Source organism: Shewanella saliphila, from assembly GCF_014648295.1.
GTDB classification, from domain to species: Bacteria; Pseudomonadota; Gammaproteobacteria; order Enterobacterales; family Shewanellaceae; genus Shewanella; species Shewanella saliphila.
Genome location: NZ_BMQV01000001.1, coordinates 102,381 through 125,075 on the forward strand (window position 1 = coordinate 102,381; position 22,695 = coordinate 125,075).

Sequence of the window (22,695 nt, forward strand, 5' to 3'; positions counted from 1 at the left end):
AATGATTGCTAGGTTTTTTTGTTATACAACGGCTTAACAGAGCTTAAATCACCATGGCCAACTCGGCACCTTGACGAATAGCGCGTTTAGCATCAAGTTCAGCGGCAACATCAACACCGCCAATAAGATGCACAGGCAATCCAGTGGCTTTCATTTCGTCAACCAGTGTGGTGTTCGACTCTTGACCTGCACACAAGACAACATTATCAACCGCGAGCACTTCAGCTTGCTCACCTACTTTGATGTGTAAACCTTGCTCATCAAATTTCTCGTAACTTACGCCAGTTTTCATTTTTACTTCATGCTGTTTAAGCACGCTGCGGTGGATCCAGCCGGTGGTTTTACCTAAACCTTTACCCATTTTAGTGGTTTTACGTTGCAGTAAATACACGTCGCGACTTGGGTGATGTTCACCTTCTTCCGTTAAGCCGCCAGCATGTTGATAAGTTTTATCAATGCCCCACTGCTCTAACCACTTGTCGGTTTGTAAACTGGTTGATTCACGTTCACATAAGAAGTGCGCAATATCAAAACCAATACCACCTGCACCTATAAGTGCAACGGTTTGACCAATTTCAACCTGACCATTAAGTACTTGTTGGTAATCAACCACTTTAGGATTATCAAAACCCGGAAGTTTCAGTTCGCGCGGTACGACACCCGATGAAATAACCACTTCATCAAATTTTTCAGTCGCCAGTACCGACGCATCCAGTTTAGTGTTTAAGCGTAAATCGATGTTATGTCGCTTAATCTGGTTAATAAAATAACGAATCGTTTCGTTAAATTCTTCTTTACCCGGGATTTTACGTGCCAGATTAAATTGGCCGCCCACTTCAAATTTGGCTTCAAACAATACCACTTCATGACCACGAGTGGCTGCATACACAGAGAACGCCATACCAGCAGGGCCAGCGCCCATCACTGCTATACGTTTTTTATTGGTCGTTGGGATAAAGTTAATCTCGGTTTCATAACAGGCACGAGGATTGACTAAACAGGTTGCCCGTTTCATTGAGAACGTATGGTCTAAACATGCTTGGTTACAGCCAATACAGGTGTTAATGAGCTCAGGGGTGTTGGCCGCGGCTTTGTTCACAAAATCTGCATCGGCTAAGAAAGGACGCGCCATTGACACCATATCAGCCTGACCAGAGGCAATAATCGACTCACCAATTTCTGGCGTGTTAATTCGGTTGGTGGCAATTAATGGCACCTTGACTTCTTTTTTCAGTTTTTCAGTTACCCATGCAAATGCGCCGCGCGGAACGCTAGTTGCAATAGTCGGTACACGCGCTTCATGCCAGCCAATACCGGTGTTAATAATGCTGACACCCGCTTGTTCTAACCATTTAGCTAACTTAACCACTTCATCCCATGTTGAGCCGTTATCAACTAAATCGAGCATCGATAAACGGAACACAATGATAAAATCTTTACCCACTTTTTCACGAATGGCTTCAACAATTTTTACTGGAAATTGTGCACGGTTATCGAAACTGCCGCCCCACTTATCAGTACGCTTGTTAGTACGTGAGCTGATAAATTGATTAATTAGGTAACCTTCGGAGCCCATCACTTCAACGCCGTCATAGCCTGCTTTTTTAGCTAGTGCTGCACTGGTTGCATAGTCTTTAATGGTGCTGCGTACCTGGCGACCAGACATCGCAGAAGGCGTAAACGGGGTAATAGGCGATTTAATTTTGCTCGGCGCTAAACTAAATGGATGGTAGCTGTAACGACCCGCATGTAAGATTTGCATACAAATTTTACCGCCCGCTTCATGTACAGCGTCGGTAACAATTTTATGCTTACCCACTTGCCATGAAAAACTCAGCTGACAAGCATTTGGGGCTAAGCGGCCGCGTAAATTTGGGGCGATACCACCGGTGACAATTAAGCCAACTCCGCCTTGAGCGCGTTCTTTATAAAACGCTGCCAGTTTCTCAAATCCGCCTTTTTCTTCTTCTAAGCCTGTGTGCATTGAGCCCATTAACACGCGATTTTTCAGCTGTGTAAAGCCTAGATCTAAAGGTTCTAATAAGTGTGGAAACGACATTCAAACATCCTTTTTAAACAAGTGATTTAAACCAGCATACAACGACATTACCGTTTGCTCAATCATTTAAACGGTCGTTTGTTAAAAACCTTTACAATTCAGTTTCACATTTAAATTGATATTCAGTTAGGATGACTATATTAGACTGATAAAGGAGTGGCTAATGTCCGCTAAACCCTCGTTTTTAAAAAGGATGTTTTTACTGTTGTGGAACACGGTAAACACTATTCGCAAGCTTATTATTAACTTCGTTTTTTTTGGTATCCTCGCCATCATCGGTGTGGTGTTACTGAGCAGTGATGACGAAATCATCGTCGAAGACCAATCAGCATTAGTACTAAACCTCTCTGGTAGCATTGTTGATCAAAAACATTATGTGGACCCTTTTGAAGCGGCATTGACCCAAGGCCAAGAAAACGATCCTAATGGTGAAATTTTATTATCTGACGTGCTTTACAGTATTAATAACGCCACTGAAGATAAGCGCATCACCAGCATCGTATTAGACTTAGCCAACCTGCAAAGTGCAGGGATAAGTAAAATGACTGCCATTGGCGAAGCGCTAACGCAATTTAAAGCCGCCAACAAATCAGTCATTGCCATGGCCAATGGTTATGATCAAAACCAATACTTTTTAGCCAGTTTTGCTGACAAAATTTACCTTAACAACAAAGGCATGGTGTCACTTGATGGCTTAAGCCGTTATCGCCTTTATTACAAAGCGGCGTTAGAAAAGCTCAAAATCACCACCCATGTTTTCCGTGTAGGTACGTTTAAGTCAGCGATAGAACCTTTTATTCGCGATGATATGTCTCAAGCAGACAAAGAAGCCAGCAAAGTGTTGCTAGGTGACATCTGGCAAAGTTATTCAACCATAGTGGCCAATAACCGTCAGATAGCACCTGATCAATTGGTATTGAGCACAGATGCATATCTAGAACAACTTGAACAAGCGGATGGCGATAGCGCCCAAATGGCCATTAACATGAAATGGGTTGATGAGCTGGTAACAGCTGATGCATTTCGTTTAGCCATGATGGAACGTGTTGGTAGCGACAAAGAAGGCAAAACCTTTAGACAGATTAGCTTTAACGACTATCGCAGTGTCACCGCACCGTTACCTAAGTTTGTTGAAAGTGACTCAGTTGCAGTGATTGTGGCCAAAGGTAATATTTTAAACGGTAAGCAACCAGCGGGTCAGATTGGCGGCGAAAGTACCTCTGACTTATTAATGAAAGCGCGTTTTGATCCTGTTGTTAAAGCGGTCGTGTTGCGTGTTGACAGCCCTGGCGGCAGTGCATTTGCATCAGAGCAAATTCGCCAAGAAGTATTAGCATTAAAAGCGGCGGGTAAACCGGTTGTGGTCAGTATGGGCAGCTTAGCCGCATCAGGTGGTTATTGGATCTCAGCTAGCGCAGATTACATTGTTGCGACACCAACAACGTTAACTGGCTCTATCGGTATTTTTGGTATGTTTGCCACGTTTGAACAGGCATTGACACATATTGGTGTTACATCTGATGGGGTAGCGACTTCAGATTGGGCAGGTTTATCGCCAGCGCGTGAACTCAGTCCACAAGTTGCTGCCGTTATTCAACGTCATATTGAGCGTGGATATCATGAGTTTATTTCGTTAGTGGCACAAGAACGTCATATGACCCTTGAGCAAGTTGATAATATTGCCCAAGGCCGTGTATGGACCGGTAAACGCGCCCTCACCTTAGGTTTAGTTGATGAACTCGGTGATATGGACGTTGCGCTGACTAAAGCGGCAGAGCTGGCTAACATGGATAAGTATGATGTTAAGTTGATTGAGCAAGAACTCAGTGCAGAGCAGCAGCTGATGCAAGAAATCTTCAATGCGACGGCGTCTTATATGCCAAGCAGCTTTAGCCAAAGCACTGTCGTTGAGAAGATGGTTCAGCAATGGGCGAGCGTTTATGAGGAATTTTCAAAATTTGACGACCCTAATAATGCTTACCTTTATTGTGAAGATTGCAGTTATTAATCGATGTGCTGACGCGACAATGTCTCACGGTTAACGATTCATATTTTTACTAATATGAAGATTATTCAAAAAAGGCCTGCTAAGCAGGCTTTTTTATTGGGGATCTGCAAATAAACTCGTATAATTTGCATTATCTTCATTTACAGTCTCTTTCGAGTGCACACTTCATGACAAAACGTTCAATCTATGTAGCCTATACTGGCGGTACTATCGGTATGCAAAAGACAGCTAATGGCTTTGTGCCTGTCGCAGGTTTTTTAACGGATTGTGTTCAATCTATGCCTGAATTTTACCATGACGAAATGCCATCATTTGTCATCCATGAGTATAGCCCACTGATTGACTCGTCAAACATGGCCCCTACAGACTGGCAAATGATTGCTGATGATATTCATGCAAATTATGACAAATACGATGGCTTTGTGATTTTGCACGGCACTGACACCATGGCTTACACTGCATCGGCATTGTCGTTTATGCTGCAAGGTTTATCTAAGCCAGTGATCGTCACGGGCTCGCAAATTCCATTAGCGCAACTCCGCTCAGACGGACAAACCAATTTACTCAACTCGTTATACATTGCCGCTAATTATCCTGTGGCCGAAGTATGCTTGTTTTTTAATAATAAATTGTTTCGTGGTAACCGCTCAACTAAAGCACATGCCGATGGTTTTGATGCATTTGCCTCGCCTAACTTTCCGATATTATTAGAAGCTGGGATTAAGATTAATGTCAAAGCAGGCAAGATTACCGTGCCGACGGAACAACCGTTAGAAGTGGTCACCATTAGCCCACAACCTGTTGGTGTGGTGACGTTATACCCTGGTATTTCTACTGAAATCTTTATGAATATTTTGCAGCAGCCCGTAAAAGCCTTGATCATGTTGACTTTTGGTGTGGGTAATGCTCCACAAGATAAAAACTTATTAGACACGTTAAAACAAGCTGATGAACGTGGAATTGTGCTGGTTAACCTAACACAATGCTTCCAGGGTAAAGTGAATATGGGTGGCTACGCTACCGGTAATGCATTAGCGCAAGCTGGAGTGATCAGCGGTTCAGATATGACCATTGAAGCAGCATTAGCTAAACTGCATTATTTGCTATCAATTGGTTTAACACCCAATCAAATAAAACAACGTATGCAGCAAAACCTTGTGGGTGAACTTACCGAAGGTTAATAAATTAAAGCACTGATTTTTATAGATTTAAAAAACAAAAAAACGCGAACCAAAGGGTTCGCGTTTTTGATTAAAAAATTTCACACAAATTTATAAATCAGCTTCTTTAAATTCAGCAATGGCTTCGCCTTTAAACTGTTTTTTTAATTCAGTCTTAGACAATTCGTTAATGTTGCCGCCTGCTGCAATGGTAAAGTGCTCCGTTTGATCCAATTTACGCGCTTGATACATCATTACCACTTGTAAGGTAGATTCACGCTGTTGCTCGGTCAACACTGTACCGTCATCCCATTTACCAAGTTCTGTGGCAGACAATAAGCGCTGGTACACTTCCTCTGGCATTTCATCGATGACTTTATTGATATCGTTCATACTGACTTCCGTTTATGTAACACAATTCTGACTCGAGTGATCAAGTAACCTGTAAACCCTGCAACAAAACTTGCAATGGCAATATAGGACGTTAAGCCTTGAGCAGGCTCGCCGCCCCAGAACCACACCACCACACCTGCAATAAACAAGGTTAAATAGATAAAGCTCTGATTCATTAAACTGTTTGAGCGCTCTATGTGGCTAATAACAGCTAATGATTCGGTGTTTCCGGTCAAGTCTGTTTTGCAATGTGGGCATTGCTTAGCCTGACTAGAAATACGCTTTTGACATTTAGGGCATGCAATTAACGCCATGAGATTGTACCTGCTATATCAACTGAATGATTATAAGCTGTCGACAACGGCCAACATGGCCACTAACGACGCTTCACCTAAATAAATGCTGCGCTCAGGAGACCAACCAACAAATGGGTCAGCTAAGTTCGCATTATCTTTAAATGGCATTTCTAATGTATTTGATAAGCACGAGAAAGTATTTGCAACCCAGTTGGAACCCACGGTTAAATTCGCTTTACCTGGCTCGTCTTTGTCATAGCCAAACTCTGTTTGAAAGTCTGCACTGGCAATGGTTAACGCACTCACAAACTGCTGCTGCAATGCGGCCATTTTGTCAGTAAAGTGTGGTACACCTTCACAGCCGGCTAAAAACACATAAGGTAAACCTTCATCACCATGCACATCGTAAAATAGATCTACGCCTGTTTGGTGCATTTTGTTCACTACGTAATACACTTCTGGGCTTTTTTCTAAACTTGGCGTTTGCCATTCACGGTTTAAGTTGGTGCCCACGGCATTAGTACGTAAGTGGCCACGTGCGCTTCCGTCTGGGTTCATGTTAGGTACAATATAAAAGTTAGCTTTGTCTAACAATGCTTTAGACGTTGGACAATCGCCATCAAGTAAACGATTAAGTAAGCCTTCGACTAACCATTCAGCCATGGTTTCACCTGGATGCTGGCGTGCAGTAATCCATATGTTTTTCTTATCTGGATTACCGTCACCGATTTTCAGTAAACTCATGTCACGGCCATCTAAGGTTAAGCCTAAATGCTCTAAGCTCACTGCTGGGTGAAGCTGTACTTCACTGATAAGATCTAAATGACGCTCGTAGCTGTATGGGGCAAAGTAAGCAATTTGAATAGCTTCACAATCTAATTCAGCTTGAATGGTCAATACACCATTCTCATATTGCGTTGGCAGTCTAAACCATGTTGCACGGTCATAACTGGCCACCGCTTGATAGTCTTCCCAACCTGCTGGATAAGATGCGCTGCCCGCATTAAGGATATTCATGGTGTAGGTCTGACCGACCTCACCTTCTAAACGGAAATTGAACCACTGATAAAATTCATCGCCAAAGTCAGGACGAATAGCGAGTTGAATATCATCGTGTTTGTCGATATTGATGACGTTAATATTGCCACCGTCAAAGTTTGCAGTAATCCGCATTAGAATTTCCTTTAGTTTGCTTGCGCTTTTATTTTACCGGTACTTGGGATAAGGAATGAACTTATGCTATTTAACATCAGCATGTTAACCAACAAAACTTTCAAGCTTGTCACTTGTTATGCTAAAAAGGCGAATTGACGCATCAACAGCAAGTCTATTGTGAGTCTATTTAACGCAGTTAGCAGGGCAAAGGGCTGTTTGAAAGGCGTGTAGTATCCCTCGTACAGGTTATTTAAGCATTTATATGCCTTATTTTATGCGCCATAGCTTACCAAATGCGGCTATTGCTGTGAACCTTTAAAAGCTAAAGCTATAGCCTCGCCCCCTCACGGTATTGATTAAATCACGAGGTAAATTACCTTTAGCTAATTTTCGACGAGTATTACTGATGTGCATGTCTAAATTTCGATCAAATCGACCGAGTTCTTTATGTAAAACACGTTGCTGCAATTCAGCTTTTGTCACCACAACCCCCTGGCGCTCATATAAATATTTAAACAAGCGATACTCAGTTTGGGTGAGTGTTAATGGTTTATCTTCGAGATAGACAGTGTAATTAATATCATCAAAACGTATCTGCTGCTCAGTGATATCATTGAGCGGCATTTGAGTTCGGCGTTTAAGGATATTAAGGCGTAATTGTAATTCTCGTACATTGACTGGCTGACTTAAGTAGTCGTCGGCTCCCAACTCGAGTGCGTTAATACGCTCTAGCTCATTATTGGCATCAGCAATCACGATTATAGGTGTTGGCGCTTGTCTTGTGACTAACAACCAAAAGGAATCCATTTTGGGTACGGCAAAGTCCAATAAAATGGCTTCTAGGGTTAAGGTTTCCATTTTGATCAACGCATCGAAGGCATTATTGACTTGATGGACGTAGTACCCTTGCGCTGTAAGTTGATGAAATAACTCATGAGACGCAGAATGTAGATCAATTAATAGAATATGTTTCATTGCAAACCACTTAATGATAACGATTTCTATTTAGATTATCACAACTATTAACATCAGACCATGTAGCAATATCACATTATTAGCAAATTTTGAGTCAGATATAAAAATGGCCTGAAGTATCAGGCCATTTTGTTTCCGTTACTTAATGAGGTGATTATTTTTCAATCATTAACTGTTTAATAAACTTAACGGGGGCGCTGCCGTAACTTAAAAACTGCTCATGAAACTGTTTTAAGTCGAAATCATCGCCTAACTTGGTTTTTTGCTGCTCACGGAAATCATAAATTTCACGATAACCCGCATAATAGCTAGTAAGCTGCACCTGGCTTAATGTTGCACGGCGCCATTTACCTTCTGCCTCAGCACGTTGTTGGAAGGCTTCGTTTTCAAGTAGGTTAATCACCTCTTGTTCACCCATGCCTTTAACCTGAATGCTGTAATCTAAGATGGTGTTACATATGACTCGCAGGTTCCATTTGTAATACATTAACCACATTTCAGGTTCAAAATCGCCATAGCCCTCTTCGAGCATCATGCGCTCTGTGTACACCGCCCAACCTTCAATCATGGCACCATTTCCAAACAAGCTTTTGACTAAACTTGGAGATTGATTCGAGTATACAAGCTGAGTGTAATGGCCTGGGATCGCCTCGTGAATATTCAGCACCTGTAAAATCCAGTGGTTATATTCACGTAAATAGCTTTCGGCTGACTCTTCGCTCATGCTATCTAATGGCGACACGTTATAGTAGGTATTACCGCCTTGATCATATGGTCCTGGAGCACTGATTGAAGCTCCTGCAAACCCGCGCATGTACTCAGGTGTTTCACGTACTATTAATGGTTTATTCGGGTCAAGGGTAACGAGTTGCTTGTCGTTGACGAATTTGATCAGCTCAGGGATTTGTTTACGCACTTCTTCAACAAAGTTTTCACGCTTAACATGTTTTGCCGATAGCACATCAATTAACTGACGAATCGCCACTTTGTCATCTGCAGGTTTGGGTGTGTCGATGTATTTTGACCAAATTTTTGAGGTGATTTTAGCCATTTCTTGCTGGATGTGATTTTTATCCGCTACGGCTTTGTCATATAGCTGTTTTGCTGTCATGCCTGACTGAATATCAAAAGCAAACTTTTCTTCATAGAGGGTTTCACCAATACGAAAATCACGTGCACCGTCTTTGGTGAGCTTTGCTTCAAGCTCAGTTAACCACTCAATATGTTGGGTAATTGCCGCGGTTGCCGCATCAAAGCGTGTAGTAAATAGCGCCTTTTGCTCTGCTGCTAAGCCTGAATCTGCCACTTGTTTCGCTAGTGCATCAGACAATACCGAAAACGCACCTTGGTTTTGCATAATCGCTAATTGTGTATGCTCAAGGGTAGGATCACTAATATTGGCTCTGGCAGCTTCATAATAAGCAGGCACATTTTCAAGGCGGGCAATCACTGACGCTAGGCGTTCATCAAGCGGAGCAAAGTCTTCGTTAATAATTTGGGCAAAGCCACCTGCCACATTATAGTTTGATGGATCCCACTGCCAGCTCTTAAAGCTTTGAACGTCCCATTTCATCGACTCTACGAGATTAACCAACAATTTATAATCTATCTGTTGATTAGGGGTTAATGTCAGTGGATCAAATTGGGCAAGGCCAGTTTGTTGCTTGTCAACAAAAGCCATGGTGTTGGCACGACTTTGTTTATTGGGAATATCAAGATAACCATCGTTAACATGTTTACCACTGTAAAGTGCCCATGTTGGCGACAACGCCCATAAATCATCGATAAACTGTTGTGAATATTGGTTAAAGTCTACCGCTTTTGGGGCGACAACTGAGGTAACGTCTTTTGTTGCTGGCGTTTGCTCTGTCGCGACACTCGCTTGATTGTCGCTACAGCCTAGCAAACTTGTTAGTGCCAAAGACACAGCTAAAGGCAATAATGCTTTGTTCATTTTATATCCCTAAATTTATTGTTTTTGTATTTTTGATTGCGATGTAATCGTTGTTTAATGACGTTAACCATCCAGTTAAGGCCAAAGCCTTAAATGATTTTTACTCTTAATATAGTTAACCATGTTCGTTGGTGTTTTGCAGCAACTAGACATCTTTTGTGACACAAAAATAACTGATGCCGTCAACGAATGATTAGGTGCAGTTGATCTTTATTGAGTGAATATCTGTGGAGAGGTAAATCGTGGCGATTGGATGCTATAGCAACCTATGCAAAATCACTTTGCAAGTGTCAACGGCCCTTTGAATCATTAGCGATAACTTTCATTTAAGCTTGTGGCAAGCCATACACAAACAAACAAATGCGCTTTGAAGTTGTACCACGCGCATTACGAATGGTATTGCCAGGTAACTGCCCTTGCCTATCAACAAACCCACGAGTTACAGCAACATCAATAAAGCGCTTAATGTGTAAGCGCTTTATGAGTAAAGGTTTCGCCAAAAAGTAATAAGCTTATAGATTCCACGGATTAGGCTTTGGGCCTTTTTTTACTGGTGCTTTCTGGGTTTTGGCTTTTCTAAAGTCTGTGCTGTCACTTTTAGATTTACCTAAACTTAAGGTCGGTCTTTCATCCTGCGTTTTGGGCTTATTTTGACGACTTTTAGGCATGTAGTTGAGGATTGACTCAGGTACAGGTTTTTTCGGCTCAAAGCCGTCAATCACTTTACGTTCTAGCAAATGACCTAAACGGCTTTCAATCATACAGAGGTTTTTAAAATCATCTTTAGAGACAAAGGATATTGCCTCACCGACAGCACCAGCACGGCCGGTACGACCAATACGATGAATGTAATCATCAGCTGGATACGGTAAATCGTAGTTTATGACTCGTGAAAGATCGTCAATATCAATACCACGCGATGCAATACCCGTTGCGACCAAGTATTGAATTTTACCGGATTTAAAATCAGCAAGAATTTGTTCACGCACTGGCTGGCTACGGCCACTGTGTATGCATTCAGCCTCAATATCGCGTTTTTCTAGTTGACTGACTAACTTGGCAGCGCCTTGCTTGGTTTCAATGAAAATCAGCGCTTGATCCCAGGCTTGGGTTTTGATCAAATGACTCAACAATGCTGATTTTTTGTCTTTATCGACCGTGGTTAACCATTGCGAAATTTTAGGTGCTGAGCTTTTATCAGTAATTACCGAGATTTCTACTGGACGATGAATGGCGGTTTTTGCCAAAGCACGGACTTGATTTGATAGCGTCGCCGAAAATAACAAGCTTTGGCGTTCTGATGGCAGTTTATCAATGATTTTATTGATGTCTTCAATAAAGCCCATGTCTAACATGCGGTCAGCTTCATCAAGCACTAACACTTCCAACTCGTCAAAGTGCACCGCTCTTTGGGTGTATAAATCAAGTAAACGACCAGGGGTTGCCACCAAAATATCCACGCCATCAATTAACGCTTGTTTTTGCGGCTTTTCATCAACACCACCGTAAATCACAAACGATGACACATCCACATGTTTGGCATACGCAACGATATTACTTTGAACCTGCACAGCAAGCTCGCGTGTCGGCGTTAAAATAAGCGCACGAATACGTTTTTTGCGCTGAGTTTGCGTGTCGGCTAAACGCTCTAATATTGGCAACACAAAACTGGCGGTTTTACCGGTACCGGTTTGCGCTGCGGCAAGTAGGTTTTTACCTTGTAAAATGACCGGAATAGTTTGTTGTTGAATAGGCGTTGGGTTGCTGTAACCCACTTCAGCTAAGGCTTTGACAATAGTGTCGCGTAATCCAAGTGTCGAAAATGGCATGAAATGAGTACTCAATAATAGAACAGAAAATAGCGTAGGCTCAGTATAGCATTCACTCAAAGGTCAATACACTTGAGTGACGTTATCTTATTAGAAATGAAAAAAGACGTCCGAAGACGTCTTTTTTCATATTTGGCGGTGAGCGAGAGATTCGAACTCTCGTTAGGGATAAACCTAAACACACTTTCCAGGCGTGCGCCTTCAGCCACTCAGCCAGCTCACCAATTTTGCAGATTCAAATACCTAACATATTCAAATCCATTTATTCGTTTTCATTAAATATACGCGTTATTAATCTAACCTTGCATATTTAATAAAGCATCACATTGTTGTAAACGTTATCGCCCAATAGCAGCTGTAATGTCAATCGTGCGGTACTTTACGCAAATGCCGATAGCGGGTCAAGCTAAATCACCCCCAGGATCAAGCGTTTGCACAATTGCTCGTCAACTTACGCAAAATCTATCCAATCAAGGTTGGAAACAAGCCTTTTACACCCGCTGAAATCACTTCAATACCTAACGACAACATCAATAAGCCCATTAGACGAGTAATAACGTTAATGCCGGTTTTACCTAAAAATTTAAACAACACTGGCGCCATACGAAATAGCCCCCAGCTCACTAACCCTAAAGTGACAATGGTTAAAAACATCCCAATAAAGTTAACCATTTTGTTATGTTCTGCAGCAAATACGATAACCGAACTAATTGCACCTGGGCCTGCCATTAAAGGCAACGCTAAAGGTACAACCGCAACAGACTCCATACCCGAAGACTCACGGTCTTCTTCCTGGTTACGTTTTACTTCACTGATTTTACCTTGCAACATCGACATCGCAATAATACAAATCAAGCTACCGCCAGCAATCCGAAATGCTGACAATGAAATACTGAACATACTCAAAATATGCTGACCGGCGATCATTGTCACCAATAAAATCACCACCACAGCAAAGTTAGCAACCCGATTAGTATGCTGGCGCTCAACTTCGGTTTGATGGCTCGTCAAGCTGACAAAAACAGGCAACAACCCTACCGGATTGATAATGGCTAACAGTCCTAAGAAGAACTTGATATAAAGCATGAAATCCACTAATTGAACCCTCTTGAAATTACCTGTTTTGACGCTCGATTCTGAGCGCGCTAATGTAGCCGAAACATGTTGATTTACATAATGAGATTTTTTGCTATTTTAATGCCACTTTGCCTTAGAAAAGCTAATGCGATTTGCTGCAAAATATTATAATTGCGATACTCCAATGATCTAGTGGATGAAATTTGGTGTAATTTTATTTCATAAACTGCTTTCAATATGTACTCTAAAGGCTTCAACAGATCAATAATGTTGGATATTTACGTGAAATGACATGTTTGAGGTCAATCTCGCTTTCAAATATGCATTTCAGTCATACCTCACAATATTGAACAGAAAACAACCATGATGAAAAATACTAACGTTAAGGTAAACTTAGGCATAAAAAAAGAGATGCCACCTAAGGTGACATCTCTTACTTAATCAGTAATACCGTTTTAAGTGGTATTAACGTTATCGATTTAGCTCATGGTAATACTATTTTGCGGTCCAGCGATCCATCCAACCGAGTACATTTTTGTACCATTGTTGTAAATTGTCTTGATTTAAAATCCAGTGATTTTCATCTGGGAACACTAACAATTCAGATGGAATACCATTACGTTGCATGTAAGTGTATGCCGCTAAGCCTTGACCATATGGTACGCGGTAATCTTTTTCACCGTGGATCACTAACATTGGCGTTTTCCAGTTTTCAACATAGTTCACTGGGTTAAACTTCTCAAACAGCTCTTTATTTTTGTCGTACGATCCACCAAATTCATATTCAGGGAACCAGAGCTCTTCAGTCACGTAGTACATTGAGCGCATATCAAATAAACCTGCGTGGTTAACAAGACACTGGAAGCCGTCGTTCCAATTACCTTGGAACCAGTTCATCATGTAACCACCGTATGAACCACCTAAGGCACATGCATTGTTGGCATCTAACCAAGGTTGTTGTGCGGTAACTGACGCCATGCCCTTTTTAAGATCTTCTAGCGGTTTTCCACCCCAATCTTTACCAATAGAGTCGGTAAACGCCTGGCCATAACCTGTAGAACCGTGGAAGTCGACCATCACGACGCCATAACCAGCACCGGCCCAAAGCTGTGCGTTCCAACGACCACTAAAACTGTTACCAAATGAACCTTGCGGACCACCGTGTACTAAATACGCAATCGGGTATTGTTTACCTTCTTCATAGTTAGCCGGTTTAATCCAGTAACCATGTACGGTTTCATCATTCCAACCTTTAAAGTTAAACTGCTCATACTCACCAAATTTGATATTAGCCAGTTTGTCTTTGTTGACGTCAGTTAGCTGTGTAAGCTGCTCACCTTCTGAGGTCACGCTAAATAAATCACCCGGTTCAACTAAAGATGATTTTTTGAAAATCAATTGATTGTTTGTTACAGCGATTAAGCTGTTACTGCCTTGATTGTAAATAGGACGCACATCACCAAATTGGGTGTTCACTTCAAAGATAGACACCTGACCAACATCTTGTGCGGTGACGTACAAAGTACGGCCGTCGGCACTGAATGTCAAAGAACTAGGGCTGCGATCCCACAGTGGCGCAACTTCTTTTTCTTGGCCAGTCACGTTGTCACGTAACATAATGCGATAACGGTCTGCTTCATAACCTGGCTTGGTCATGGCTAAATACGCTAAATAACGGCCATCAGCTGAAAATGTTGGCTGTGAGTCCCATGCGGTGTTTGCTTCGGTTAAGTTAACGGTTTCACCGCCGGTAACAGGCACTTGCCATAAATCGTAGTTAGTGGTCCAAGCTTGATCGAGACTTGGCGCTTTTGCGCTATACACCACGTGTTTACCATCAGGGGTAAAGGTCACTTCTTCCATGCCAGAAAACGGCTTTGGCGGCGTTTCTGTATCGCGATTCGCAGTAACGTTGGTTGGCTCGGTAATTTTTTTACCGTTTAATTGACCAACAAATAAATGATTACGGGCATGGTCTTCCCAAGTATCCCAGTGACGAACCATTAACTGCTTATATTCACGGCCAGAGGTTTTGCTTTCATCAATGGCAGTGAACTTGTCTTTAGAACAAGCTAAGTCTTTGCATTCAGGGAACACACGCATGGTCAAAACAACTTGCTTGCCATCCTGCGACAATTTATAACCATTGATATCTAATGGTAAATCGGTAACCGCCATTGCTTCACCGCCATTAAGCGCCAATTGATATAATTGGCTGCTGCCCGAGCGGCTGGCAAGGAAATAAATCGATTTATTATCGGCAGAAAAACTCACATCATGTTCAGTACCTGCCGCAGCGGTTATCTGTTTTGGCTGCGCATTTTTATTGGTTAAATCGAGTAGATACAGATCAGAGCTGGCTTCGCCTTGATCATCAACCACTTTAACGCCATAAACCAGGCTTTTACCGTCGTTTGACACAGCGGCTGAATGTAATTTATTTAAATTAACTAATTGTTGCACATTAAAAGGGGTCGGCTCAGCCGCAAGCGCTGACGTTGCCATTCCGGCGGCAACCAGTGCAAATAATACAGTGGACTTTTTCATTGTTATGGAGTCTCAATTGTTTTAGTAGTGATTGTGAGCCGTGTTGTGCATGGCTTACGATAAATATGTATTGCAGACTAGCGAAAGCAAAACGCTCAGGCAACAGGCCTTTTGTAAAAAGCTGTAAACCTGAGCGTCTTATCACATTGACATCTTATTGTTTAACAAGCTTGTCGATGTTTTCTAGCAACTTGCTCTTACTTAGCTTTGCTATTGGCAATATTGACTTTCCATATTGCAGGGCCAGTCTCGTGGGCATTAACGCCATTAGAATCTACGGCAACGGTCACTGGCATATCTTGTACTTCAAACTCGTAAATAGCTTCCATTCCCAAGTCTTCAAATGCCACAACACGGGCTTTTTTAATGGCTTTAGACACTAAATAAGCCGCACCGCCCACTGCCATCAAATATACAGCTTTGTGCTTTTTAATTGACGCGACGGTTTCAGGACCACGCTCAGACTTACCAATCATGCCCATTAGACCTGTTTTGTCTAACATCATGTCGGTAAATTTATCCATACGGGTTGCCGTTGTTGGGCCTGCTGGGCCAACCACTTCTTCACGCACAGGATCAACTGGGCCAACGTAGTAAATAAACTTACCGGTAAAATCGACACCCTCAGGTAGACCTTCGCCAGAATCTAATAGCGATTGAATGCGTTTATGCGCAGCATCACGACCGGTTAACATTTTACCGTTAAGTAATAAGGTATCACCGCTCTTCCAGGTTTCGATTTCAGCTTGTGTGATGTTATCAAGGTTAACACGGTGAGTGTTCTCGCCCGCTTCACGAGTGATTTCAGGCCAATCAGATAAGGATGGTGGTGCTAAATCAACTGGACCTGTACCGTCTAAATGAAAATGCACATGACGGGTTGCAGCACAATTTGGGATCATCACCACAGGCTTAGAGGCAGCATGGGTTGGCGCTGACTTGATTTTAATGTCTAGCACTGTGGTTAAACCACCTAAACCTTGAGCGCCTATGCCTAAATTGTTAGCACGCTCAAAAATATCGAGACGTAACTTCTCTTCAGTTGTTTCTGCGCCGCGCGCAATTAACTCGTGAATATCAACCGGATCCATTAATGACTCTTTTGCCATTACCGCGGCTTTTTCAGCCGTGCCGCCAATACCTATGCCGAGCATGCCTGGTGGACACCAACCCGCGCCCATTGTCGGTAAGGTTTTTTCAACCCAGGCTGCAATGTCATCAGACGGGTTTAACATCGCCATTTTAGATTTGTTTTCAGAACCGCCACCTTTTGCTGCAATCATCACTTCAACTTGATTACCGGCAACCATGTCAATGTGTACCACCGACGGGGTGTTGTCTTTGGTATTTTTACGCGTGCCAGCAGGATCTGCGACAATCGATGCGCGCAGTGGGTTATCTGGATTAGTATAAGCGCGGCGTACACCTTCATCGACCATTTCTTGTACTGTCATGTCTGTTTTATCCCACTGTACAGACATACCAATTTTAACAAATGTGGTCACAATACCCGTGTCTTGACACAGCGGACGTTTGCCTTCTGCTGACATGCGCGAGTTAATTAAGATTTGCGCAATCGCATCTTTAGCTGCAGCACTTTGTTCACGCTTGTAAGCATTGAACATCGCATCAACAAAATCTTTTGGGTGATAGTAAGAAATGTATTGCAGTGAATCAGCAATACTTTCAATAAAGTCGGCCTGTTTAATTACAACAGGAGTATTGGAAGTAGTTGTAGGGGTATTGCTCGACATATGGGGCGCTCCAGCAGCCATTGCGGCCTAACATTATTATCTTTATCAACAGAAACGTTTGGGTAACCATCTCGTTATTATTAACTGACTCAATCACGCGTCATTAAACGGCTACCAAACGAGGTTAACTATTTAGACCAATATGATACTCTTTCCATCCTTTTTGGGCTACATCACATTTTTAGATAAGGGTAATCGATGTTTGCGCGGGTAAAAAACGCACTCTATGGGCAAAAATTAGATTGGAAAGTTGACACTAAACAACTGTTTGCATTATTTAGTGATACCCCCTGGGCCATATTACTCGACTCCGCCAATGCCGCGCACCCTGATGCGAAGTTTGACATTATTGCCTTTAACCCTATTGCGACCTTAACCAGCGATGATGGCCTGTGCCAATTTACCCCTATCCATCACGATATTGGGCAACTGAATATTACGCCTTCAGCTGCGCTGTCGCCTCTTGAAAACTTAGCCCGCATTCACACTTTGCTTTATCCCACTCAACAAGCATGTGAACACCCATTTAGTGTCGGTGCAGTCGGCGCATGGGGTTATGATTTAGGCCGCAGTATTGAAAAACTGCCACAAACAGCCGACAAAGATATTCACTTACAAGAGATGAATATCGGTTTTTACGATTTCTGCTTGCTTTACAGCTATCAAGATAACTGCTGGTATGCTTATCACTATAGCGGAAAGACCGCGCTTGAAACTGAAGTGAATTTAATTCAATCAAAAATAAGATCTCAGTCTAACATCAAGAAACCGTCTCATGCGGTCACACAAGATTTTACTTTAACCTCAGCATGGCAAAATCAACTCACTGAGCAGCAATACCAGCAAAAATTTGCTCAGGTACATGAGTATTTACTCAGCGGTGATTGCTATCAAATCAATTTAACTCAGCGTTTTGAAGCACATTATCAAGGTGACGAATGGCAAGCTTATTGTGCATTGTCGCATGCTAACCAAGCGCCCTTTTCAGCATTTATGCGTTTACCCGAGCATTGTGTGTTATCGATATCGCCAGAGCGCTTTATTCGGTTACAGCAAAAACATATTGAAACCAAACCCATTAAAGGCACCTTGCCGCGCAGTCTTGACCCCGCTCTTGACCAACTTGCCGCCGATACATTGAGTACATCTGAAAAAGATCGCGCTGAAAATGTCATGATTGTGGATTTACTGCGTAACGATATAGGTAAAGTTGCAGCGCCTGGCAGTGTTAAAGTGCCGACATTATTCGCGATTGAAAGCTTTCCTGCGGTGCACCATTTGGTGAGCACGGTAACCGCTACTTTGGCAGCCGATCATAATGCCTTTGATTTACTCCAGGCCGCTTTTCCTGGCGGTTCTATTACTGGCGCGCCCAAAATACGCGCTATGCAAATTATTGAAGAGTTAGAACCATCAAGACGTAATCTTTATTGTGGCAGTATTGGGTACATCAGCCAGGACGGCAATATGGACACCAGCATTACTATTCGCACCTTAGTGACCGAGCAAAACCGCATTTATTGTTGGGCTGGTGGCGGTATTGTGGCGGATTCTGATGCGAAAGCGGAATATCAAGAAAGCTTTGATAAAGTCAGTAAAATCTTACCCTTACTAGAGAATCTTAACAAATAATAATACGCTGATATTTGCTAGCGCGTTAAATCTCAGTATTTAATTGAGCCAAAAAGCTTTTCATATACTCAATCCTTTTGCTAGCTTCTATTTTTGCAGATGGGGTGTGCATAGTGTCAGCAAGCTTAAATAATTTTGTGTAGAAGTGGTCAATCGCATAAAGACGATCATTAGCTTGTCTGTTTATGCAAAATGGATCATCAACATCATATAAGCTCACATCAAGGCTGGTGCTAACTTGAAGACACCTTGCAATCCCGATGGCGCCTAATGCATCTAACCTGTCGGCATCTTGAACAATTTTCGCTTCGACACTTTGTGGCGCAACATTGGCGCTAAAGCTATGCGCAACTATCGCATGGTGAATGGCAGGTAAAAATTGAATTGGATAATCAATATTCTGTAAAAATGCGATGGCTTTATCTGCCGCATAACGTGAGCTTTGAGCACGGTCGGGATGATTTTTAGCAAACGAGAAACAATCGTGTAAATAAGCTGCTGGCAGCACTACTTCGGCCATACCACCTTCACTCAAACACAATGCTTTAGCGGTGTTAACCACTCTGTATACATGATTAAGATCATGCGCCAAGTCTTGTTGCATTTGTGCATTAATAAACCCAATTAAATGGGTCTCATACATTTCAACCATTTACACCCTCTTAGTGAATCTATTATTAGCGTGGTTTAGCATACCTTAAGTTGGCAAACACATCACAATAACACCATTTACGATTTAACATTTATTGAATAGCTTAAAACGCAATCTCAGAACCTAATTGACCATTCGCTCAAAAACATCTTGAGCATTCACTCAAAATTTGTTTCAATATCATCATTAACAGAAAAGGAGTGACCCATGATTAAGTTTTATTTCCATCCAGGCCCTAATCCAATGAAAGTCGCGTTGTTTCTTGCTGAAACCGGTTTACCATTTGAACTGGTACCGGTTGATACCCTTAAAGGTGAGCAACATACTGCTGAATTTAAGGCGATTAATCCAAACGCTAAGACCCCTGCTATTGATGACAATGGCGTAAGAGTATTCGACTCAAACGCAATATTACTCTACCTTGCAGATAAACATGACCAGCTTTTAGGTAAAGCAGAAGATCGTGGTGAATTACTGTCATGGTTAATGTTTATCGCTACTGGTTTGGGTCCTTTTTCTGGTCAATCAGTTCACTTTAGACACTTTGCACCAGAAGAAATGACTTATGCAACCAACCGTTATTTACGTGAAGCACAGCGCCATTATGAAGTACTAAACGACCATTTAGCGGGTCGTGAATACCTTGTCGGTGATGAATACACCATTGCAGATGTATCAGCCTGGGGCTGGATTGATAAAGCAACAGTTGTGTTAGGAGAAGAAGGTTTAGCACCTTATCCAAATCTACAACGTTGGTTTGACAGCGTAAGTGCACGACCTGCAATTGAATCTGCACGTAACCTTGGTAAAGATATCGCCTTTAAAGGTGAATTTGATGATGAAGCAAAACGCGCTTTCTTCCCACAGAATTTCCCTAAAACCTAGAGCCTGTTAATCTTTGTTTATTTTTTATGTTGAGAGATAAAATGGCTTAAGGCAAAGCGGATAATGGCTGGCATAGTTACGGACATAGTTATCCTACGTCGAGATTATTCAACGCGGCATAAAGCCATTTTAGCCTCAACCCGACTAGCAGAGCTATTTTGACAAATTCACTTTTTTAGCGGGGCAAATGGCGCTAAATTAGCGATTGTCTAACAGAAAAATTGCAGACTGCATAATTTATCCACAAAGATAAACAAGCACTAGCAAAACCAATATCTAGTTTAAGCAGCTCAAGTAATCAAAAACGCGTAATGCCCTGCACTACGCGTTTTTATTTGGCCAATTTTACCATAAAGACCACAACGCAATGAGTGAGGTATTCAATATGCTAGGTTGTGATTATTTACTATTGATATAGTACGATTTAACTTGTTCTTATCAGGTAATTTTTCTACTGTTAGTATAGCGTTTGAAAATGATTATCAATGAGGTTGATCATGAATACTCACTTACAACATCAAGTTAACCAATGGTTACAACAAGACCCAGATCCTAAAACCCAACAAGCATTACAAACCCTAGTCGACAACCAAGATGAAGCAGCATTAACAGCAATGTTTTCTGGCCGGCTAGCATTTGGTACTGCCGGACTGCGGGGTGTAGTAGGCCCAGGGCCAATGGCCATGAATCGTTTAGTCGTAAGGCAAACAACCGCAGGTTTAGGCGCATATTTGTTATCTCAAATTAGTCATGTTGCAACGCGCGGTGTCATTATCGGTTATGACGGCCGTCATGACTCCTATGTTTTTGCTCATGATGCTGCCAGCGTGCTCACCGCAATGGGAATTACCGTTCGTTTAACCACACAGGTAGCAGCAACGCCACTTGTGGCGTTTGGCGTAAAACACTTTAATGCTGCGGCAGGTATTGTGGTTACTGCTAGCCACAACCCGCCACAATATAATGGTTATAAAGTGTATTGGGAAAATGGCGCACAGATTATTCCACCGCACGACTCAGGTATTGCAGCCAGAATTACACAGGCTGCAAACCAAACTATTCCATTTATGGAACTCAGTGCCGCCAAAGCACAAGATAAACTCATTTGGCTTAAAGATGATTTTTATCAGACGTATCGTCAAGGCGTTCACAGCGCCAGTGAGTTACAACAACATGCAGACCCCAAAGGTGTCAGTCTAGCCTATACCGCCATGCATGGCGTTGGAGCTAATATGGCTGAAGCTGTGTTACACGATGCAGGCTTTAAGCAAGTGTATTCTGTTACGGCGCAGCGCGAACCAGACGGTGACTTCCCTACGGTGAACTTCCCTAACCCGGAAGAAAAAGGCGCGATGGATTTAGTCATTGCTGAGGCGAAAAAGCATCAAGCCATGCTTGCATGCGCGAACGATCCTGATGCCGATCGCTTTGCTGTAGCCGTTCGCACGGCAGACAACGACTATAAAATGCTAACTGGCGATCAAGTTGGCGTGTTATTTGGTGAGTATTTATTATCTCATGCGCCAGCACACCAACGGTTAGTGGGCACCACAATTGTGTCTTCGAGCTTATTGTCTAAGGTGGCTCAGTCATTACATGCAAGCTGTTACACCACCCTTACTGGCTTTAAATGGTTAATGAATGTTGGGATTAACAAATGCGAGGCTGATAACCAATTCTTGTTCGCTTATGAAGAAGCACTTGGTTATACCGTAGGCAGCATGGTGTGGGACAAAGACGGTTTGTCTGCATTAGTGGCATTTGCCCAACTTTGTGCTGAATTAGCCGAAAAAGGTCGAACCGTTTGGGATAAGTTAGAACAAATTTATCGCCAGCATGGCTTTCACCTTAATGCGCAAGTGAGTATTGCCCTTAAACCCGACACACCCAATATCGGTGAGTTTTTACGCCAACAACCGCCAACAGCAATTGCTGATTATGCTGTGCTGTCATGTGATGATTTAAGCCAGTCGCTTCGTACTTTTGCTAATGGTACGACTGCCGTTATTGATTTACCCAAAAGCGATGTATTAATTTATTGTCTGGAGAATGGCGCTCGCGTCATTGTTAGGCCCTCGGGAACAGAGCCTAAAATTAAGTGCTATTACGAAGTAGTAGAAACCATGAACGTGACTGATACCTGGGAAAGCGCACAACAACGTGCTAAACAAGCAATGTCGCAATTTATTCAAGCTCATCAAGCAAGTTTGCCAAGCTAGCTTAGTTGAAATAATCCATCACTAAAGCATTAATGTTAAACGCCCGTTAACAAAACGGGCGTTTTTATTTGTTTTAAACATCTTATTAACATCCTGTAAG

17 protein-coding genes and 1 tRNA gene are annotated in these 22,695 nt (G+C 42.4%); 5 read left to right on the forward strand and 13 right to left on the reverse strand.

Translation table 11 applies throughout. The annotated features are described in order from the left end of the window. Nucleotides 1-43: 43 nt before the first annotated feature. The gene (locus tag IEY48_RS00435; RefSeq protein WP_188916370.1) at nucleotides 44-2,059 is read right to left on the reverse strand and encodes an NADPH-dependent 2,4-dienoyl-CoA reductase; all 2,016 of its coding nucleotides are present in this window, start codon (nucleotides 2,057-2,059) and stop codon (nucleotides 44-46) included. A 163-nt stretch (nucleotides 2,060-2,222) separates the two neighbouring features. On the opposite strand from IEY48_RS00435, the gene sppA reads away from it, so the two are divergent. Beyond that, entirely contained in the window at nucleotides 2,223-4,067 is a 1,845-nt protein-coding gene (gene sppA / locus IEY48_RS00440; RefSeq protein ID WP_188916371.1) for a signal peptide peptidase SppA, read from the forward strand. A 167-nt stretch (nucleotides 4,068-4,234) separates the two neighbouring features. Continuing rightward, a complete protein-coding gene (gene ansA / locus IEY48_RS00445; RefSeq protein WP_188916372.1) occupies nucleotides 4,235-5,248 on the forward strand; it encodes an asparaginase in 1,014 nt (337 codons plus the stop codon). A gap of 90 nt (nucleotides 5,249-5,338) precedes the next feature. Here the strand turns inward: ansA and IEY48_RS00450 are convergent, their stop codons facing one another. From IEY48_RS00450 to IEY48_RS00500, 11 genes are all read right to left on the reverse strand, one after another. Further along, nucleotides 5,339-5,620 carry a YeaC family protein gene (locus IEY48_RS00450; RefSeq protein WP_188916373.1) on the reverse strand — a complete coding sequence of 94 codons (282 nt, stop codon included), beginning with the start codon at nucleotides 5,618-5,620 and terminating at the stop codon, nucleotides 5,339-5,341. Continuing rightward, nucleotides 5,617-5,934: a zinc ribbon domain-containing protein gene (locus IEY48_RS00455; RefSeq protein ID WP_188916374.1), complete on the reverse strand. Its 318-nt coding sequence runs from the start codon at nucleotides 5,932-5,934 to the stop codon at nucleotides 5,617-5,619. The genes IEY48_RS00450 and IEY48_RS00455 overlap by 4 nt, the downstream gene beginning before the upstream one ends. A gap of 30 nt (nucleotides 5,935-5,964) precedes the next feature. After that, entirely contained in the window at nucleotides 5,965-7,089 is a 1,125-nt protein-coding gene (locus tag IEY48_RS00460) for a M14 family metallopeptidase (RefSeq protein WP_188916375.1), read from the reverse strand. Between the two features lie 297 nt (nucleotides 7,090-7,386). Beyond that, the gene (locus IEY48_RS00465) at nucleotides 7,387-8,046 is read right to left on the reverse strand and encodes a response regulator transcription factor (RefSeq protein WP_188916376.1); all 660 of its coding nucleotides are present in this window, start codon (nucleotides 8,044-8,046) and stop codon (nucleotides 7,387-7,389) included. 154 nt (nucleotides 8,047-8,200) lie between these two features. Further along, on the reverse strand, nucleotides 8,201-10,000 hold the full coding sequence (locus IEY48_RS00470) for a DUF885 domain-containing protein (protein ID WP_188916377.1): 1,800 nt from the start codon (nucleotides 9,998-10,000) through the stop codon (nucleotides 8,201-8,203). Nucleotides 10,001-10,326: 326 nt separating this feature from the next. After that, complete coding sequence (locus IEY48_RS00475) at nucleotides 10,327-10,500, reverse strand: hypothetical protein (RefSeq protein ID WP_188916378.1); 174 nt, start codon at nucleotides 10,498-10,500, stop codon at nucleotides 10,327-10,329. A 12-nt stretch (nucleotides 10,501-10,512) separates the two neighbouring features. Next, on the reverse strand, nucleotides 10,513-11,829 hold the full coding sequence (locus IEY48_RS00480; protein WP_188916379.1) for a DEAD/DEAH box helicase: 1,317 nt from the start codon (nucleotides 11,827-11,829) through the stop codon (nucleotides 10,513-10,515). A gap of 133 nt (nucleotides 11,830-11,962) precedes the next feature. Further along, nucleotides 11,963-12,052, reverse strand: a tRNA-Ser gene (locus tag IEY48_RS00485). A 239-nt stretch (nucleotides 12,053-12,291) separates the two neighbouring features. Then, a complete protein-coding gene (locus IEY48_RS00490; RefSeq protein ID WP_188916380.1) occupies nucleotides 12,292-12,924 on the reverse strand; it encodes a YchE family NAAT transporter in 633 nt (210 codons plus the stop codon). A gap of 477 nt (nucleotides 12,925-13,401) precedes the next feature. Next, nucleotides 13,402-15,453, reverse strand: a complete 2,052-nt coding sequence (locus IEY48_RS00495; protein WP_188916381.1) for a dipeptidyl-peptidase 5 — start codon at nucleotides 15,451-15,453, stop codon at nucleotides 13,402-13,404. Between the two features lie 197 nt (nucleotides 15,454-15,650). Beyond that, nucleotides 15,651-17,207, reverse strand: a complete 1,557-nt coding sequence (locus IEY48_RS00500; RefSeq protein WP_188916382.1) for a fumarate hydratase — start codon at nucleotides 17,205-17,207, stop codon at nucleotides 15,651-15,653. Between the two features lie 198 nt (nucleotides 17,208-17,405). On the opposite strand from IEY48_RS00500, the gene pabB reads away from it, so the two are divergent. Continuing rightward, complete coding sequence (gene pabB, locus IEY48_RS00505) at nucleotides 17,406-18,839, forward strand: aminodeoxychorismate synthase component I (RefSeq protein ID WP_188916383.1); 1,434 nt, start codon at nucleotides 17,406-17,408, stop codon at nucleotides 18,837-18,839. A gap of 25 nt (nucleotides 18,840-18,864) precedes the next feature. Here the strand turns inward: pabB and IEY48_RS00510 are convergent, their stop codons facing one another. Next, entirely contained in the window at nucleotides 18,865-19,491 is a 627-nt protein-coding gene (locus IEY48_RS00510; protein ID WP_188916384.1) for an HD domain-containing protein, read from the reverse strand. 207 nt (nucleotides 19,492-19,698) lie between these two features. On the opposite strand from IEY48_RS00510, the gene IEY48_RS00515 reads away from it, so the two are divergent. Next, on the forward strand, nucleotides 19,699-20,376 hold the full coding sequence (locus IEY48_RS00515; RefSeq protein ID WP_188916385.1) for a glutathione S-transferase family protein: 678 nt from the start codon (nucleotides 19,699-19,701) through the stop codon (nucleotides 20,374-20,376). A gap of 497 nt (nucleotides 20,377-20,873) precedes the next feature. Then, nucleotides 20,874-22,595, forward strand: a complete 1,722-nt coding sequence (locus IEY48_RS00520; RefSeq protein ID WP_188916386.1) for a phospho-sugar mutase — start codon at nucleotides 20,874-20,876, stop codon at nucleotides 22,593-22,595. Nucleotides 22,596-22,695: the final 100 nt, after the last annotated feature.